Raw genomic sequence first — 18,727 nt, 5'->3', positions numbered from 1 at the left:
CCTAAAGCGTGTTTACATGTCTCTATAAAGTTCTAAACGTTCCCATTTAGAATCCACTTCCTCTTGTGCTTGATTAAGCAATGCTTTCCCTAGTGCCGCATCATCTTTTACAACTCTGGTGAATCGGGTTTCGTTATACATAAAATCACTTAAAGGAATCGTTGGTTTTTTAGAATCTAACCTAAATTTTTTCCCTTTTGGTTGTAAAGGGTCAAATCTAAACAGTGGCCAATATCCAGAGTCTACAGCTTTTTCTTGTTGTTCAGGACCATGTTTTAAATCATATCCATGTTCACCGCAATGCGAATAAGCAATAATTACGGAAGGTCCCGGATAAGCAGCGGCTTCTTCTAACGCTTTAAGTGTTTGTAAATCTTTGGCGCCTATCGCAACTTGGGCAACATAGACATTTTGGTATGATATCGCCTGTAATCCCAAGCTTTTTTTACTGGTTCGTTTTCCAGAAACTGAGAACTTAGCACTGGCTCCTAATGGGGTTGCTTTTGAAGTTTGTCCCCCAGTATTGGAGTAAACTTCCGTATCCAGTATTAAAATATTTATATCTTCACCGGAGGCCAATACATGATCAACACCACCATAACCTATGTCATAAGCCCAACCATCTCCACCTATGATCCAAACCGCTTTTTTACGAAGGTATTCGCTAAGGTTGTTTAATTTAATAGCCTCTTCATTTTTATCAAGCTTAGTTAATATGGTTTTAAGTTCTTGAATGTCCGCTAATTTTTTTGATTTTTCAGTTTCAGTTACTTCTGGATTTGTTACTATTGATTCCACAATGTCACTGCCTACTATAGGTTCTAACGATTTTAGTAAATCAACCGCAATTTCTTGTTTTTTGGTAAGAGCCAATCGCATACCTAAACCAAATTCGGCATTATCTTCAAACAAGGAATTTGCCCAAGCTGGGCCTCTGCCAAAAGCATTGGTTTTATAGGGTGTTGTTGGTAAATTTCCACCGTAAATAGAAGAACATCCTGTGGCATTTGCAATCAAGATACTATCGCCATATAACTGAGTTAATAATTTGATATAAGGTGTTTCTCCACATCCTGAACAAGCACCGGAAAACTCAAATAAGGGTTCTAAAAATTGTGAACCTTTAATATTGGTTATTTGAAGCTCGTTTCTATCGTAATAAGGAAGATTCATAAAATAATCCCAGTTAGCAACTTCTTCGGTTATTACATCCAGTTTTTTTCTCATATTGATAGATTTAAAATCATCTATCTCTTTACTTACGGCAGGACAAACAGCCACACAAAGGTCGCAACCGGTACAATCTTCTGGAGACACTTGTAATACATAAGATTCTGTTGCAGCATCAAACGGTCTTCCTTTGGCAGGAACATGTTTTAATGATTGTGGTGCATGAGCTAATAAATCATTTGAAACCACTTTTGAACGGATGGCAGCATGCGGACAAATAACAACACACTTGTTGCATTGGGTACACAAGCTGGCATCCTCCCATATGGGAATAAAATCTGCAATACCACGTTTTTCATATTGTGTAGTTCCTGTGGGGAATGTACCATCTACGGGGAATGCACTTACTGGAAGTTCATCACCGGCACCTGCTAATATTTTTTCTAAAACTTCTTTTACAAAACCATCAGGGGCATCAGTCATAGCAGACAATAATGGTTTTTCACTAGTTGATGATTTAGGATAGTCTACTTTTTGTAAATTTTCAATGGCTTTATCTACCGCATTAAAGTTCATTTTTATTACTTTTTCTCCTTTGTGTGAATATGATTTTACAATAGCATCCTTAATTTTTTGAATGGCTTCTTCTCTAGGTAAAATTCCTGATATGGCAAAGAAACATGTTTGTAAAACGGTATTGGCTCGTTTGCCTAAATTAGCTTCTTGAGCAACTCTACTAGCGTCAACGATGTAAAATTCTGCTTCTTTTTTAATGATTTCTTTTTGAACCTTTTCCGGCAATACATCCCAAATCTCCTCTTTTGAAAATGGGGAATTCAATAAAAAGGTACCGCCTTGTTTAAGGTCGGAAAGCATATTGTATTTTTCTATAAAATTAAATTGATGGCTTGCAATAAAATCGGCTTTATCAATTAAATAGGTAGAATGAATGGGGTCTGGGCCAAAACGCAAATGTGAAATGGTTTGGGCACCTGCTTTTTTAGAGTCGTACACAAAGTAGCCTTGCACATAATTATCGGTAGTTTCACCAATAATTTTAATGGAGTTTTTGTTGGCGCCTACCGTTCCATCAGAACCTAAACCATAAAACATACAATTAATAGTAGTGCGTTTTATAGTGAAATCTTCATCAATTTCTAAATTGGTATAAGTCACATCATCATTAATGCCAACAGTGAAATGGTTTTTAGGTTTTGCTTTTAATAATTCGTCATAAATACCTTTAACCATTCTTGGGGTGAATTCTTTTGAGGATAATCCATAGCGACCACCAATAACTTTTGGCATGTCAATGCCACTTTCAGTTAATGCTGAAATAACATCTAAATACAATGGTTCGCCAATGCTTCCTGGTTCTTTGGTTCTATCTAAAACAGCTATTTTTTTAATTGTTTTAGGAAGGACTTCTATAAATTTATCAATTGTGAACGGTCTGTACAATCTTACTAAAAGAGCACCTACTTTTTCGCCTCTTTCAATCAATTCATGAACGGTTTCTTTAACAGCGCCTTCGCCGGAACCCATAATGATAATGACACGTTCTGCTTCAAGATGGCCTATATAATCAAATAAATTATAGCGTCGTCCGGTATGATTATAAAATTCATCCATTGTTTGTTGAACAATATCTGGTACTCTTTCATAATATACATTTGCAGCTTCTCGTGCTTGAAAAAACACATCAGGGTTTTGCGATGTACCCCTAATTACTGGATGGTCAGGATCTAAAGAGCGTTTTTTGTGCTCCATAATTTTATCTTCTGGCATCATCGCTTTAATAATGCTGTCAGGGATGGCGTCTATTTTTGAAATTTCATGCGATGTTCTAAACCCATCAAATATATTAAGAAAGGGCACTCTGGATTTTAATGTTGCCACTTGTGATATTAAGGCAAAATCTTGGGCTTCTTGGACAGAGCTTCCAAACAACATGGCAAAACCTGTTTGCCGTGTCGCCATCACATCCGAATGGTCACCGAAAATGGATAAAGCATGTGTAGCAATGGTTCTTGCTGCCACATGAATAACATTTGGTAAGAGTTCTCCAGCTATTTTATACATATTGGGAATCATAAGGAGTAACCCTTGTGAAGCTGTGAATGTGGTGGTTAGTGCACCTGTTTGTAATGCACCATGAACGGCTCCAGCAGCACCGCCTTCACTCTGCATTTCAACAATTCTAGGAATATTGTTCCAAATATTTTTTTGTCCCTTTGAACTGTAAACATCTACGTGTTCACCCATGGGTGATGCAGGTGTTATTGGGTAAATAGCACATACTTCATTGGTTTTATGGGCTACTCTTGCTACGGCTTCATTTGCATCACATATGAGCTTTTCAAATGCTTTTTCCATAATATTTTTAATTTGTTTCTGATAAAAAAGTCTAGTGAAATTAGGAACATTATATGATTAATTCTATGACTTATGTCAGGTAAACAAAAAACTATTTTTAATAAACGATATAAAAGATTGCTGGCTTTATGGCATGAAAAAGGGTATAAAATCATTATGATTTTATACCCTTTTTGTTAATAAACCACAAAGTAGATTAATGATGCTGTTGTTAGGTTATTTACAAATTAAAAATATAGTTTTATTCGCCATGTAACCAAGCTTTTTTAGCTAATAGAACATCTTCGGTTTCTACATGGCTTTCGTCTAAAACGCAACAATCTACCGGGCATACAGAAGCGCATTGCGGTTCGTCGTGGAATCCTTTACATTCTGTACACTTATCTGGAACAATAAAATAGAACTCGTTAGAAATTGGATCGTTTTCTGCATCTGCATCAACTTCCTTTCCATACGGAGTGGTGACTAATCCTTTTAGTGCAGTTTCATCAGAATAAGACCAATTTTGATCAGGCTCATAGATTGCGTTGTTTGGACATTCAGCTATACAAGCATCACAGTTTATACATTCCTCTGTTATTATTATAGCCATAATTTCTAAATGTTTAAAGTACATACAATATTAATCCTAATTAAGCTTCTAGTAAATGATAAAAGTCATATTTAATCTTGAAAAGAGAAACTATATTTGATTGTATTGTAGGCATATAGCACCTAGTTGTATTTAAATTAATTAACGGGTATTTATTATGATAGTAGAAAAATCAAACCTTCAATCAGAAGCATTAGAAACTGTAGTTATTCGTTTTGTTGGCGATTCTGGAGATGGCATGCAGTTAACAGGAACCCAGTTTACTGATACATCGGCTATGTTTGGTAATGATATTGCCACATTTCCTAATTATCCATCCGAAATCAGGGCCCCACAAGGTAGTTTGTTTGGGGTTTCGGGTTTTCAAGTTCATATTGGAAGCGTTGAAGTAAGCACGCCTGGAGATAATTTAGATTTATTAGTGGCAATGAATCCTGCGAGTTTAAAAACAAACTTATATGCATTAAAACCGGGGCATACCATTATTGTTGACACGGATGCCTTCAACAGAAAAAATCTGGAGAAAGCACAATACAAAACCAATCCCCTTGAAGACGATACTTTAAATAATTACAGAGTTGTTAAAGTAGATATGACCTCATTAACTAAAGAGGCTTTAAAGGATATTGAAGGATTAGACAATAAAACCATCACTAGAAGTAAAAATATGTTTGCTTTAGGTATGGTTTATTGGATGTATGGAAGAACGACCGAGCATACCATTGATTTTTTCAAGAAAAAGTTCAGAAAAGAACCGCATTTAATTGATGTTAATACAAAGGTTTTAAAAGCGGGATATCATTTTGCTGAAACTTTAGAATTCATCCCTAACGCCTATTCTGTGTCTCCTGCCAAAATGCCTTCTGGTACCTATCGGGTTATTATGGGTAACACAGCGACAGCTTGGGGCTTTTTAGCGGCTGCAGAAAAATCGGGATTGGAATTGTTTTTAGGATCATATCCCATTACGCCAGCTACAGATATCCTACATGAATTGGTAAAACACAAACATTTTGGCGTAAAAGCTTTTCAGGCGGAAGATGAGATAGCAGGTATTTCATCAGCTATTGGGGCTGCTTTTGCTGGCGATTTAGCGATTACAACAACCTCTGGCCCTGGATTGGCATTGAAAGGTGAAGCGTTAGGGTTGGCTATTATGATGGAATTGCCAATCGTGGTTGTGAATGTACAACGCGGAGGACCATCAACTGGTCTACCTACAAAAACAGAACAATCCGATTTATTTCAAGCCATGTATGGTAGAAATGGTGAAAGCCCAGCTATTGTTATTGCAGCAAGTACGCCTGCTAATTGTTTCGATTTTGCCTTCCAAGCAGCCAAACTCGCTCTGGAACATATGACTCCTGTTATACTGTTAACAGATGGCTACATTGCCAATGGATCGGCTCCCTGGAAAATACAAAGCATAGAGGATTTACCAGAAATAAAAAACAACCTTGTAAAAGAAGGAGATGATAATTGGTCTCCTTATATAAGAAATGAACAGACTTTAGCTAGAAATTGGGCTATTCCAGGAACTACTGGATTGGAACATAGAATCGGCGGATTGGAAAAAGATAGCATCACAGGTAATGTGAGTCATGCGCCCGAGAATCATGAAATAATGACCAAAGTAAGGGCTGAAAAAGTAAAACGTGTTCAAGACGTTATACCAGAAATTAAAACTGAATTCGCAACTACTGGCGATTTATTGGTGGTTGGTTGGGGCGGCACTTATGGGTCGCTACATTCCGCTGTTAAGCAAATGAATCATGAAGGCTATAAAAATATTGGATTAGCTCATTTTAATTACATCAATCCACTTCCTAAAAACATAGGTGATTTATTAACCAAATTCAAAAAAATTGTTGTTTGCGAATTGAATAACGGTCAGTTTGTGAATATACTCAGAATGCACTTTACAGGTATTGAATTTTTACAATACAATAAGATTCAAGGCTTGCCTTTTGGAAACTCAGAATTAATGGAAGCATTTAAAAAACTGATAAAATGATTATGGAAACAGCTGTAGAAAATAAATATACCTATAAGGATTTTGAGAGCGATCAGGAAGTAAGATGGTGCCCTGGTTGTGATGATTATGTTATTTTGCGTTCCATGCAGAAAGCACTTCCAGAAATGGGCGTAAAAAAAGAGGACGTTGTGTTTGTGTCGGGTATTGGCTGTTCATCCCGTTTTCCATATTATATAGATACCTATGGTATGCATACCATTCATGGGAGAGCACCTGCAATTGCTTCTGGCGTTAAATTAGCCAACCCAAGTTTAAGTGTTTGGGTGGCAACAGGCGATGGTGATGCCATGGCAATTGGTGGAAATCATTTCATTCATGTATTGAGAAGGAACATTGATTTAAATATTATTTTATTTAATAATGAGATTTACGGATTAACAAAAGGGCAGTTTTCACCTACGTCCACGGTAGGACAAAAAACAAAATCTTCACCTTACGGAAATACGCAACCACCTTTTAATCCCGGTGAATTAGCGCTAGGTGCAGGCGCACGATTCTATGGGAGAATAAGCGGTAATTCGCCCAAAGATATAGGTCAAATGTTAATTGAAGCACATCATTTTAAAGGAACGGCGTTAATTGAAGTCTTGCAAAATTGTGTCATTTTTAATGATGGATGCTATTCTAATGTCACCAGCAAAGACGTGAAAGAAGATAAACTTATATATCTAGAACACGGTAAACCCATGATTTTTGGCAAGGATAGAGATAAAGGGTTGGTTTTAAATAATTTGAAATTGGAAGTGGTAACTATTGGTGAAAATGGTATTACGGAAGCCGATATACTGATTCATGACGCCAAAGAAAAGGATCCTACAATGCATCAAATGTTGGTAAGATTGGAATATCCCTTGTCAACAGGCATTATTAGAAGTTATAATGATTTAACGCTGGAAGAGCGTGAAGCTGAAGTAACGAAACAAGTGAAAGCAAATTCGAAATTTACAAAAGCAGATGATTTATTCTTCTCTGGAGAAACGTATAAAGTAGACTAAGATTTTTTTATACTAATGCCGTAAAACCTAAAAAAGCTAAAGATAAAAGTCCGGCAACCAATAAATTTATCGGTACCCCCTTCATACCTTCAGGGATGTTGGCAAGTTCCAAATGCTCCCTAATGCTAGCAAAAACAATCAAAGCTAAACTAAATCCCAAAGAGTTTGATATGGCGAAAAACACCGCTTTCACCAAACTGCCATTTTCTAAACCTAAAGCTAATATGGCAACCCCCAAAACGGCACAGTTAGTAGTTATTAAAGGCAGAAAAACACCTAATGCTTGGTATAATGGCGGACTCACTTTTTTTAGAATAATCTCTACCATTTGCACTAGTGCAGCAATAACCAAAATAAAGGTAATGGTTCTTAAATAATCCAATCCGACAGGAATTAAAACGTATTGGTTTAATAAATAAGTAACGGTTGTTGCTATGGTCATTACGAACAAAACTGCTCCAGACATGCCCACAGATGTAGATACTTTGTTGGAAACACCTAAAAAAGGACAAATGCCTAAAAATTGTGATAAGACAATGTTATTGACAAAAACGGCAGCTATAAGTATGATTATATAATCCATGACTACGTTGTTTTACTGGTTAATCTATTAAACATAACCGTTAAATAGGCGAGGGCAATAAAAGCTCCAGGGGGTAAAATAAATAATATAAAGGTGTTGGCAGTTTCAGGAAGGAATATTAGTCCAAACAAACTTCCACTACCTAATATTTCACGAACAGACCCTAAAATGGTTAGCGCTAACACAAAACCAATTCCCATGCCTAAGGCATCAAAAATGGATGACAGTACATTGTTTTTTGAAGCGAATGCTTCGGCTCTTCCCAAGATGATGCAGTTGACGACTATCAATGGTATAAAAATGCCTAGTTGTTCATATAAAAGAGGAACAAATGCTTCTAAGATCATCTCAACAATAGTAACAAATGAGGCAATAATGATGATAAAAGCGGGGATTCTGACTTTAGCTGGGATTAAATTTTTAACCAACGACACCACTATATTAGACATTAATAAAACAAATAACGTAGCGACGCCCATACCTAACCCATTAAATGCAGATGAGGTAACCCCTAAAGTTGGGCACATACCCAAAAGCATGACGAAAATGGGGTTTTCTTTAATAATGCCTTTTAGGAAATTTTGTTTTTGATTCATTTCTGCCATAATCTTATTGTTTAGATGTACTGATAGCATCAAGGTTTATCAATAATTCATCGAACGCTAATTGAGCCGATTCGGTAAAAGCTCTAGAACTAATGGTTGCTCCGGTTAAGGCATCAACTTCCCCGCCATCTTTTTTAACTTTTAAATTGAACGTTGACGGATTTTTATCCCTGAATTGTTGTAAAAATGATTCGTCCTTAATTTTTGTTCCAAGACCTGGGGTTTCCTTTTGTTCTAAAACCGCGATGTTTTGAATGGTGCCGTCTGGTTTAAAACCAACCATGATTTTAATCAAGCCACTAAATCCTTTTTCAGAAGAGCCAATAACTGCGACTCCAACAAATACATTGTTTTTGTAAGCCGGGTAAATTTCGATGCTGTCTTTTGCCAATTCAGACTTAACTAATTTTCGGGCTTCCACGGGGTTATTGTCAAATTCTGGCAACACTAATTTTATGGCATTAATTTTTCGTTCAAGTTTGGCTTTGGCTTTTGGTTCTATGGTTAAATCGTTTACAAACCCCAAAGCGAAACCAGAAATGAGTGTTATCACTAAAAGAGACAGCGCCATGCTTATAAATGTTGATTCTTTTTTACTCATCATCACACAATTTTAGATTTTATTTTAGCGCCAAATCTTCTGGGTTTAAAGAACTTATTGATTAAAGGCACAAAGGCATTCATGATTAAAATAGCAAACGAAATGCCTTCAGGATAAGCACCAAAAAGCCGTATAACAACTGTGATGATACCAATACCAATAGCAAAAATTACCATCCCTTTTTTGGTCATTGGGCTGGTTACTAAATCTGTTGCCATAAAAAAAGCACCCAGAATAGCACCTCCAGTTAACAAGTGGATTAAAGGGTTGGCATAGTGTTCTGGGTTTGCCACCCAAAAAATGGCAGTCATAATAAAAATAGTTGCCAATAGTGTTATAGGAATATGCCATGAAATAACCTTCCGAATTATTAAATAAAGTCCTCCAACTATTAATGCCAAAGCCGACATTTCGCCTAATGAACCACTTGTAAAACCAAACAACATGTCTATGGAAGAAGGAATTTTAGCGCTGATTTCGGTCATGGTTTCGCCCATGTTCAATCCCTCTTTTATAATACCTAAAGAAGTAGCGCCAGTAACAGCATCAACAACGCTCGTGTTGTTTACAAAAGCAGTTGGCCAACTCGTCATTTGCACGGGAAATGATATCAATAAAAACACACGACCCACCAACGCTGGGTTGAAAATATTAAACCCTAAACCTCCAAATGATAATTTAGCAACGCCTATAGCAACCAAACTACCTGTAATAATCATCCAAATAGGTAAGTTGGAAGGCAGGTTAAATGCCAGTAAAATACCGGTAATTAATGCGGAACCATCGGTTATGGTCACATCTGCTTTTAAGAGGTATTTCTGAATTACATATTCAAATACAATACAAGATATTATGGCGACCGAGGTTACTATTAAAGCACTAATTCCAAAGACATAGACAGAAACTAAAAAAGCGGGTATTAATGCGATGACCACATCGTACATGAGTTTTTTTGATGTTCTGTCTGAATGAACATGTGGAGAGGCAGATACAATGATTGGCTGAGCGCTCATGTTTAATTTTTTGAGGTATTCATTTTTTTGACACTATTTTTTCCAAAGCGTATATAATCTAATAAAGGGCGATGTGACGGACAAACATAACTACAGGAACCACATTCAATACAGGTCATAATGTCTTCGGCACTTGCTTTTTCATACATGCCTTTTTCTGATAAATTCATTAAGAGATGTGGTTCTAATCCCATAGGGCAAACATCGACACATTCACCACATCTGATACAGTTTTTTGGTTCCCCTCTGCTGGCTTCGTCTTCAGAAATAACTAGAATTCCAGAAGTCCCTTTAGTCACTGGAACGTCCATATTTTTTATGGCCTTTCCCATCATGGGGCCACCATTCACAATTTTACGGGTGTCTTCGGGCAAACCCCCAACTTCATTCACCAAATCTGTAATCGGTGTTCCTATTTTGACCCAATAATTTGATGGGTTTTCTAATTTTTTACCGGTTACGGTAACAACACGTTCTATTAAGGGGATGTTATGTTGAATGGCTTGGTAAATGGCAAAAATGGTCCCTACATTATGAACAATGACACCAACATCTAAAGGCAATCCGTTTTTGGGAACTTCCCTGTTTAATAAAGCTCTTACCAATTGCTTTTCGCCTCCTTGTGGGTACTTCACTTTTAAAGCAGCAATTTTAATATGGTCGTCCTTAGTTATTATTTTTTTAAATGTTTCAATGGCATCAGATTTATTGTTTTCAATGCCAATGATAGCTTTGTCAATATGTAAAGCGAACATTAAAATTTTGATGCCAACTATAATTTCTTCTGCTTTTTCAAGCATTAATCGATGGTCTGCGGTTAAATAAGGTTCACATTCTACACCATTAATGATGAGGTGGTCTAATTTTGTGCCTTCTTTAATGCTTAATTTAACATGTGACGGAAAGGTGGCACCTCCTAAACCAACAATACCTGAATCATTTATTTTTTGTAAAATCGCTTTAGGTTCTAATGTGATGGTTGTTTTTAAAGGGTATGCTGTATCTGTAAAATTAGATTCATCTTTAAGATCGGTTCTTATTACAATACATTGTTTTTTGTAACCACTGGTGTCTATAATTTTGTCTAATTTGGTAACTGTTCCAGCCACTGGCGAATGTATATTTGAAGACATAAATCCACCTGATTTAGCAATTACTTGGCCGATTTCAACTTTATCTTTTACATCCACTGTTATTTCTGCGGGAATCCCAATGTGTTGTGATATGGGGACATAAACAACTTTGGGTAAAGTCATTTTTTTGATGCCTTTGGATGACGTGATTTTATTTTCTGGAGGATGAATGCCGCCTTTTGGAAATGTTTTAAGCATCGGTTTTTAAGTTTATGGATTCCACATTCGCTTCAGATTCTGACTCAACCTTTTTCACTTTTTTTGGAGGAAAGTTTGTTTCTATAATAGAATTTGTTGGACAAACTTCTACACATTTTCTGCAAAGGGTGCATATTACAGGGTCTATATAGGCCAAATTATTCACCATTAAAACGGCGTCTTTAGGGCATATATCTTGGCATTTAGAGCATCCAATACAGGCCACGTCGCATGCTTTTTTAGCGATACCAGCCTTATCTTCATTTAAGCAACCAACAAAAATTTTTAAATCTCTTTTATGTTTTGGACGCATTTCAATGATGTCTCTAGGGCAAGCCTCAACACAAGCGCCACATGAGGTACATTTATCTGTTATAATTACAGGTAAACCAGTGGACTCGTCCATATACATGGCATCAAACTTGCAAACGTTAACACAATCGCCATCGCCCAAACAACCATATTGGCAATCGGTTTCGCCACTATAAATCATGGCAGAAATGGCACAGGTTCTTGGGCCTTGGTATTCGGTGGTTTTTGGTCTCACATCACAGCCGCCTTGACAGCGTAAAACAGCAAGGGTAGGATCTTTTTCGGCAACTTCTTTACCTAAAACAGCGGCTACTTGTTTCATGACCTCATTTCCTCCTACAGGGCAAAATAAATCTGAAATATCTTCCGTATTAACAAGTTTTTCAGCAAACGCTTTGCAACCAGGTGAACCACAGCCACCACAATTTGCCGAGGGCAATAATTCCTCTACTTCAGCAATTAAAGGATTTTCAAATACATAGAATTTTTTGGAAACCACATACAACATAATGGCTGCTACCACCCCTAAAGAAGCTAATAAAAGAACACTATATAAAACGGAATCAGACATTTCAATTATGTTTTTAATATGGAGATTTTGAATATGCTTTTAAAGGTATTTTTAAAAAAATACAGGAGTATATAATAAGGAAGTAATATCAAAAGAGATAGTAACCCTGCGATCCATTCTTTTAAAATGCTAGAGCTTATTATTAAAGTAGCGAACATTAATGTAAAAGGAATTAGATAGGCCCATAAGATGGCTTTTAACCCCAATGTTTTTTTTAAAACGACACAAACACGTTCGTTGGTTTTAAAAGTATTGTTGGGGTTTGTTATTTCAATTTCTTTTGTTTTAGAGTCTGAAATACCACAGGTTCCTTTAGCATGGCACGATTCACAATGTGTATTTTGTTCTAAATTAACGGTAATGGAATCGCCCACTATATTAGAAATAATTCCATAGTGAACGAACGTGTTTTTATTAGTTATTTCCGAAGACATACAATTATTCCCGTTATCATCATAAATTACAATGTGAAGGTAGTATATTCATATAGGGAATAATATGATTTATGTTAGGTTTAGAATTAACTTATTTTGTCCTTTCTAGAATTAAAATTCTTATATGAAAAAGGAATTTGAACAGTAAAATAGTTAAGTTTGATATTTAGTCTATTAAATTAGTAGGGGTTACGGTTTTTTTATTATTTTTGCCAAAAAAAGAATTGCATGTCTGATATTACAATAAGAATAACTGATAGAGAAGGAATAGAACATACTGTATTGGCTCCAACTGATATGGCGATGAACCTTATGGAAGTGGTAAGATCTTATGAACTAGCTCCTGAAGGCACTATTGGGGTTTGCGGAGGTATGGCCATGTGTGCATCTTGCCAATGTTATATATTGAGCACAATTGATTTGCCAGAAATGAGTGATGATGAAGAAGCAATGTTATCGGAAGCATTTAATGTGAAAGGCAATAGCAGGTTGGGTTGCCAAATACAAATGACACCAGATATGGAAGGTTTGGTTGTTGAATTAGCTCCTGAAAGTTAATCGGTTTTATAATCCAATAATCTTCTTGGACCTTCCAAAACGTATCTGAAAATTTGAAGCACACCATCATCATTGGTGTCTATTTCCCATTTTACAAGCGCTATTTCCCCATTTTCAATTTCAAGTCCGGTGATGCTTCTGGGATGCACACAGCTTCCAGCATTGAAATAGGCGATGCCTCCAGGCTCCGGAAAACGCGGTCTGTGTGTATGTCCCGTTATGGTTAATAAATTATTATTTTCGATAATCCATTTTTTGGTCCTTCTTTCAACCCTTATAAGTTCTTTGTAGTTTTTTGCAGGACTCGTAGGGTCTGCAATACCCATAACATTTAATGGTTTCCAGAGAACTCGAACCATAAAACGGCTCCATTTCCAAAATAAATAGTTCCACCAATCTGTTTGATGCCCATGGGTTAAAAATAGTTGTTGATTGGTTTTGCTATGCTTTAAAACAATCCCTTCATGGTATTGAATGTTAGTAAACAAGGGAGCATCTTCTCCTGTTTTGGGATCGAAATACGTTGACAAATGTTTTTTTACAAAATCTGGATCTTTATAAACCATGTCGTGGTTTCCCCAAATCATGTGTAAACGATTTTGTTGATGAAATTCCTTCATCAACATATACACGTATTTATGGGCTTCAAAAATGGATTTAAAAAAAATATTTTCCCAAAGTTCATCGCCATCGCCGATTTCACAGTATTGAAACCCTGCTGCATAATAATGCTTTAGCGCATGGAAATAAATGTTGCGGTTATTGGCAAAATCATCCGCAAAACTGTTATCGCCACGGTGGCAATCACTAAATAAAATAAGTTTACTTGTATCATCAAATTCGATGATCTTCGCATTTTTATAAGCGTTATCTAGTCTTTTTTTGGATGTAAGCATGCGAGTAAAAGTAAACAAATTTCAATAAAAAGGTTTATCTAAAAGATAGAGGAATTATTTTTCGATTTACCCATTCTAGTGAACCATTAAACAGCCTATGGTTATCATTTAAAAGCATTCAACCCAGTAATATCCAAACCGGTAATTAATAGATGGATATCATGAGTGCCTTCATATGTAATGACACTTTCAAGATTCATGGAATGGCGCATGATGGAGTATTCGCCTGTAATTCCCATGCCACCGAGTATTTGTCTCGCTTCGCGGGCAATGTTAATCGCCATATTCACATTATTACGTTTTGCCATCGATATTTGTGCCGAAGTTGCTTTGCCCTCATTACGCAAAACCCCTAATCGCCACGTTAAAAGTTGTGCTTTAGTGATTTCGGTAATCATTTCAGCCAGTTTTTTTTGCTGCAGTTGAAATTGGCCAATGGGTTTCCCAAATTGCATACGTTCTTTACTGTAACGAAGTGCAGTATCATAACAATCCATAGCAGCACCAATAACGCCCCAAGCAATACCATAACGGGCAGAGTCTAAACACCCCAAAGGTGCGCCTAAGCCAGATTTGTTGGGCAATATATTTTCTTTGGGCACTTTAACATTATCAAAAATAAGTTCGCCTGTAGCACTGGCGCGAAGTGACCATTTATTATGCGTTTCAGGAGTGCTAAATCCTTCCATGCCTCGCTCCACAATCAAGCCATGTATCCTGTTATTTTCATCTTTAGCCCAAACCACGGCTACTTGTGCGAAAGGAGCATTGCTAATCCACATTTTTGCGCCATTTAATAAATAATGGTCGCCTTTGTCTTTAAAATTAGTTACCATATCTGATGGATTGCTACCATGGTCTGGCTCCGTTAAACCAAAACAGCCCATCCATTCGCCACTTGCCAGTTTTGGTAAATATTTTTGACGTTGTGTTTCGTTGCCATATTTCCAAATGGGATACATCACTAAAGATGATTGCACAGAAGCCGTTGAGCGAATTCCAGAATCACCGCGTTCAATTTCCTGCATAATTAATCCATAGGAGATTTGGTCTAAACCCGCACCGCCATATTCTACTGGAATATAAGATCCAAAAGCACCAATGTCTGCCAGTCCACTAATAATTTGCATTGGGAATTCGGCTTTTTGGGCATATTCTTCAATAATGGGAGATACGTCGCGTTTTACCCATGCACGCGTGGCACTTCTAACTAATTTATGTTCATCGGTGAGTAAATCATCAAGATGGTAATAGTCTGGAGATTCAAATAAATCTGGCTTCATAAGATGAGGATTAAAGATTTTCAAAAGAAAATAATTAACAAATCATTGATTTTTTTGAAAAATCATCATTGTAATCTCTCAAATTTACTTAATCTACCCCGATTTGATTACATTTTTAAATAGAAATCTTTCGTCAGATTAATGTAGTCTTCGGTATATTGATGCCTTTCAGTCTCAATAATTAATTCACTTATTTCTGTGTCGCTTTCAAGGAAAGAAAACTCCATAAGGCTTCGTTTTATTTCGGAAGAAGGATTGCCTTTAACGTGCAATATCCGATTAGGGAAAAGATTATATTTTGAAGCCAAAGCAATAAATGTCCCTTCTTCTTTAAAAGGAATTATTACTGAAAACACGCCTTCTTCAGAAAGTAATTTTGAGACGCTTTCAATTAAATGTTCAAAGGGCATAGCATCTTGAAAACGCGCCAAATCACGAGATGATTTTTCTGTTTTATAATCTTCACTATAGAATGGAGGATTACAGATAATTAAATCGTATTGCTCTTCCATTTCTTCAATAAATTCTTCTAATGACGCATGGTAGCAAAACAAACGGTCTCCCCAAGGCGATTCCTCAAAATTATTGACACATTGTTCGTAGGCATCAGCATCAATTTCAATGGCATCAATTGTTTCAGCAGAAGAACGTTGCGCTAACATTAAACTTAAAATACCTGTGCCTGCACCAATATCTAAAATGGAAAACGGATTATTTTTTATAGAAGTCCAAGCTCCAAGGAGTACGGCATCTGTGCCAATTTTCATGGCGCACTTATCTTGTTGGACTTCGAATTGTTTGAACTGGAAAGGTTTCAAAATTAAAGATACAAATCAATTAACCCCTCAGGCGTATCCACAATAATGGTTTTTGTTTTCCTATCCACTTTTACAATAAATTGATCATTCATGGGGATTAAGATTTCCTTACCATCATTTTCGACTTCAAAAAGTGCTTGAGCTGTGGTGTCGTTAATGGATTTAATAATACCAACTTTACCGTAGTTTTTGTCTTCCATGGTAAAACCAATCACTTCATGGAAATAAAATTTATTGCCTTCTAGTTTAGGCAAAAACTCCAAAGGTAAATATACCTCACTTTTTATGAGCGCATCGGCATCCGCTTCATTGGTAACATCCTCAAATTGCACACGTAGTAAATCGGATTTATGAAGTTGGGAATGTTCTATAAAAAACGGGATGAATGTTCCTCGAACATCAACAAACATGGCATCTAAGTTTTCATAGAGTTCGGGTTCATCGGTATCCAATTTTATTAGCAATTCGCCATTAAAACTATATTTTCTAACAATTTTACCTAAGTAAAAACAATCTTCTTTTTTCATGATAAATCTTTGATTTATCACCCTGAATTAATTTCAGGGTCTTTATAAAATTAATTAAGAAACTGAAATTAATTCAGTTTTATAAAATGGCGTTCCATAAAAAACTCCGATAGTTATATCGGAGTTTAAAAGTATAAAAAAAATACTGTTTTTTATTCTTCTTCTTTAACTTCAGGAGCTGCTTCTTCAGTTGTAGCCTCTGCTGTTTCTTCAACAACAGCTTCTACTTCTTCTTCCGCTACTTCTTCCGCAACTGGAACTGCGGCAGCGATACGAGCTTCATTAGCAGCTTTTTCTGCTTCTAAAGCTTTTGCTTTAGCCTCCGCTTGCGCTTTTGCTAAACCATCTGTTTTTGCGCCAACTTTTCCTGCTTTTTCATCTAACCAAGCATTGAATTTTGCTTCAGCTTGTTCTTCTGTTAAAGCACCTTTTCTAACACCACCTACTAAATGATTTTTAAGTAAAGCACCTTTATAAGATAAAATGGCTTTAGCTGTATCTGTTGGTTGAGCACCATTTTGTAACCAAGTTACGGCACCATCAACATTTAAATCTATACTAGCTGGGTTTGTGTTTGGGTTGTAAGTTCCTAATTTTTCTAGGTATTTACCATCTCTTTTTGAACGTGCATCGGCTGCTACGATCCAGTAAAAAGGTTTCCCTTTTTTACCATGTCTTTGTAATCTAATTTTTACAGGCATAATAATTAATTATTTGAGGTTCTCGACCTCGGTTATTAATAAGGGCGCAAAGATAATTAATAATTAACAATTAACAATTAATAATTGGACTTTTCTTAAAACAATAAACAAACAGGACTGGGCACTTTTACCTCATTTAAAAAAGAGAGTTTTCCTGTTGGGGTATCAACTTTAAAAACAGTGATATTCTGACTTCTTTGATTGGCTACCAGTAAAAATTTCCCGGTTGGGTCTAACGTAAAATTTCTTGGCCAATCACCATGAACAGGCATGGTTTGAATTTTTTCAATAGTGCCATCTATTTTATTTCTTTTATAGACGACAATGGAATTTTCGCCTCTGTTTGAGCCGTATAAGTAAAGTTCATTTTTTGACAAATGAATATCGGCGCACGAATTTTTCCCTTTATAGTTTTCATCTAGGGTTGAATCGTAATCAATCTGTTCAAAACCAGTATCTGTTCTTTTAACTGAAGTTACTGAACTTCCATATTCATTTATAATATAGATAAATTGACCTGTTTTTGTTATGGCGAAATGTCGAGGGCCTGGATTTCCTTCCATCTGAACAATGTCTGGTAAGGCTAATTCATACGTGTCATTTTTTAATTTGTATTGATACAAGGCATTCATACCTAAATCGGCAATAAATAATTCGTCTTTAAAAAATTGTGCCGAATGTGCATGCGATTTTCTATCTGCCGTATTATAATCAAAAACCTGTGACGCTTCATTGAGTTTTCCGTCCCTTGCAATGTTATAAATGGAAGCAGTACCTCCACCATAGTTGGATACTACGGCTTTGTTTCCTTGTCTGTTTAAAGAAATATGACAAGGCCCTTTGCCATTACTATCTACTTTATTTAAAAATTGCAACTGACCATTTTCTTGAATTTTGTATGCGGAAACGAAGCCCTCAAGACTTTCGTTGACGGCATACAAATACTTTTTGTTTGGTGAATAGGCTATAAATGATGGGCTTTGAGTAATTCCTGCTAATTGTAAATTACTAAGTTCCCCAGTTGCTGGGTTAAATTCTAATTTGTAAATGCCTTCACTAGTGCCATCGGTATAGGTGCCAATGTACAGTGGAATATTTTGTGCTTTACTGCTTAAAAACGACATCGCTAAGCCTAATGTTAAAAGTTTAATGCTCATGGTATTTTGTTTGATAGTTTCAAAAATAGGGTATTTTAATTTAAAAAAGTATTTGGTCTTTGTTCAAAACTCTTAATAACTTCAATTCAAAAAAGCATAAATTCTATGTAATTTTATAAACTTCGTTTAAAATCTCTAAACGACTTAACAACAAGCATCTAAACCAAAA

General features: G+C 36.1%; 18 protein-coding genes. 3 read left to right on the top strand and 15 right to left on the bottom strand.

Annotation, left to right across the window (positions count from 1 at the left end):
• Positions 1-12: 12 nt before the first annotated feature.
• Together nifJ and CDH49_RS00900 are read right to left on the bottom strand one after the other, a co-directional pair.
• Positions 13-3,546 (bottom strand): pyruvate:ferredoxin (flavodoxin) oxidoreductase, encoded by a 3,534-nt coding sequence (gene nifJ / locus CDH49_RS00905; protein WP_100613434.1) that lies wholly within the window; start codon positions 3,544-3,546, stop codon positions 13-15.
• 241 nt (positions 3,547-3,787) lie between these two features.
• Entirely contained in the window at positions 3,788-4,138 is a 351-nt protein-coding gene (locus CDH49_RS00900) for a 4Fe-4S dicluster domain-containing protein (RefSeq protein WP_100614434.1), read from the bottom strand.
• 157 nt (positions 4,139-4,295) lie between these two features.
• Between CDH49_RS00900 and CDH49_RS00895 the strand changes: the two genes are divergently transcribed.
• Positions 4,296-6,152, top strand: a complete 1,857-nt coding sequence (locus CDH49_RS00895; protein ID WP_100613433.1) for a 2-oxoacid:acceptor oxidoreductase subunit alpha — start codon at positions 4,296-4,298, stop codon at positions 6,150-6,152.
• A 2-nt stretch (positions 6,153-6,154) separates the two neighbouring features.
• Positions 6,155-7,168 carry a 2-oxoacid:ferredoxin oxidoreductase subunit beta gene (locus CDH49_RS00890; RefSeq protein ID WP_100614433.1) on the top strand — a complete coding sequence of 338 codons (1,014 nt, stop codon included), beginning with the start codon at positions 6,155-6,157 and terminating at the stop codon, positions 7,166-7,168.
• A gap of 7 nt (positions 7,169-7,175) precedes the next feature.
• Here the strand turns inward: CDH49_RS00890 and CDH49_RS00885 are convergent, their stop codons facing one another.
• From CDH49_RS00885 to CDH49_RS00855, 7 genes are read right to left on the bottom strand one after another with little or no spacing between them, the layout of a single operon-like run.
• The gene (locus tag CDH49_RS00885) at positions 7,176-7,751 is read right to left on the bottom strand and encodes an electron transport complex protein RnfA (RefSeq protein WP_100613432.1); all 576 of its coding nucleotides are present in this window, start codon (positions 7,749-7,751) and stop codon (positions 7,176-7,178) included.
• Between the two features lie 2 nt (positions 7,752-7,753).
• Positions 7,754-8,356 (bottom strand): RnfABCDGE type electron transport complex subunit E, encoded by a 603-nt coding sequence (locus tag CDH49_RS00880; protein WP_204524795.1) that lies wholly within the window; start codon positions 8,354-8,356, stop codon positions 7,754-7,756.
• 4 nt (positions 8,357-8,360) lie between these two features.
• Complete coding sequence (locus tag CDH49_RS00875) at positions 8,361-8,957, bottom strand: RnfABCDGE type electron transport complex subunit G (protein WP_100613431.1); 597 nt, start codon at positions 8,955-8,957, stop codon at positions 8,361-8,363.
• 2 nt (positions 8,958-8,959) lie between these two features.
• Positions 8,960-9,970 carry an RnfABCDGE type electron transport complex subunit D gene (locus tag CDH49_RS00870; RefSeq protein WP_100613430.1) on the bottom strand — a complete coding sequence of 337 codons (1,011 nt, stop codon included), beginning with the start codon at positions 9,968-9,970 and terminating at the stop codon, positions 8,960-8,962.
• A 2-nt stretch (positions 9,971-9,972) separates the two neighbouring features.
• Complete coding sequence (rsxC, locus tag CDH49_RS00865) at positions 9,973-11,301, bottom strand: electron transport complex subunit RsxC (protein WP_100613429.1); 1,329 nt, start codon at positions 11,299-11,301, stop codon at positions 9,973-9,975.
• Positions 11,294-12,184 carry a Fe-S cluster domain-containing protein gene (locus tag CDH49_RS00860; protein WP_100613428.1) on the bottom strand — a complete coding sequence of 297 codons (891 nt, stop codon included), beginning with the start codon at positions 12,182-12,184 and terminating at the stop codon, positions 11,294-11,296. The genes rsxC and CDH49_RS00860 overlap by 8 nt, the downstream gene beginning before the upstream one ends.
• A gap of 5 nt (positions 12,185-12,189) precedes the next feature.
• On the bottom strand, positions 12,190-12,618 hold the full coding sequence (locus CDH49_RS00855) for a SoxR reducing system RseC family protein (protein ID WP_100613427.1): 429 nt from the start codon (positions 12,616-12,618) through the stop codon (positions 12,190-12,192).
• A gap of 228 nt (positions 12,619-12,846) precedes the next feature.
• Here CDH49_RS00855 and CDH49_RS00850 point away from each other — a divergent pair, with 228 nt between their 5' ends.
• Entirely contained in the window at positions 12,847-13,176 is a 330-nt protein-coding gene (locus CDH49_RS00850) for a 2Fe-2S iron-sulfur cluster-binding family protein (protein WP_100613426.1), read from the top strand.
• Here the strand turns inward: CDH49_RS00850 and CDH49_RS00845 are convergent.
• The 6 genes from CDH49_RS00845 to CDH49_RS00820 form a co-directional block, all read right to left on the bottom strand.
• Complete coding sequence (locus CDH49_RS00845) at positions 13,173-14,072, bottom strand: metallophosphoesterase family protein (protein ID WP_100613425.1); 900 nt, start codon at positions 14,070-14,072, stop codon at positions 13,173-13,175. The two genes, CDH49_RS00850 and CDH49_RS00845, sit on opposite strands and share 4 nt — an antisense overlap.
• Before the next feature lie 104 nt (positions 14,073-14,176).
• Complete coding sequence (locus tag CDH49_RS00840; RefSeq protein ID WP_100613424.1) at positions 14,177-15,355, bottom strand: acyl-CoA dehydrogenase family protein; 1,179 nt, start codon at positions 15,353-15,355, stop codon at positions 14,177-14,179.
• A gap of 107 nt (positions 15,356-15,462) precedes the next feature.
• Positions 15,463-16,122, bottom strand: coding sequence for a tRNA1(Val) (adenine(37)-N6)-methyltransferase (locus tag CDH49_RS00835; protein ID WP_100614431.1), 660 nt, complete (start codon positions 16,120-16,122; stop codon positions 15,463-15,465).
• A 53-nt stretch (positions 16,123-16,175) separates the two neighbouring features.
• Positions 16,176-16,700 (bottom strand): ribosome maturation factor RimM, encoded by a 525-nt coding sequence (gene rimM, locus CDH49_RS00830; RefSeq protein WP_100613423.1) that lies wholly within the window; start codon positions 16,698-16,700, stop codon positions 16,176-16,178.
• A 152-nt stretch (positions 16,701-16,852) separates the two neighbouring features.
• Positions 16,853-17,401, bottom strand: a complete 549-nt coding sequence (locus CDH49_RS00825) for a 30S ribosomal protein S16 (protein ID WP_100613422.1) — start codon at positions 17,399-17,401, stop codon at positions 16,853-16,855.
• 95 nt (positions 17,402-17,496) lie between these two features.
• On the bottom strand, positions 17,497-18,558 hold the full coding sequence (locus CDH49_RS00820; RefSeq protein ID WP_100613421.1) for a lactonase family protein: 1,062 nt from the start codon (positions 18,556-18,558) through the stop codon (positions 17,497-17,499).
• Positions 18,559-18,727: the final 169 nt, after the last annotated feature.

It is taken from the genome of Confluentibacter citreus (assembly GCF_002807055.1).
GTDB classification, from domain to species: Bacteria; Bacteroidota; Bacteroidia; order Flavobacteriales; family Flavobacteriaceae; genus Confluentibacter; species Confluentibacter citreus.
The sequence above is the reverse complement of the archived record's forward strand: the minus strand, read 5'-3'. Positions and strand labels throughout refer to the sequence as shown.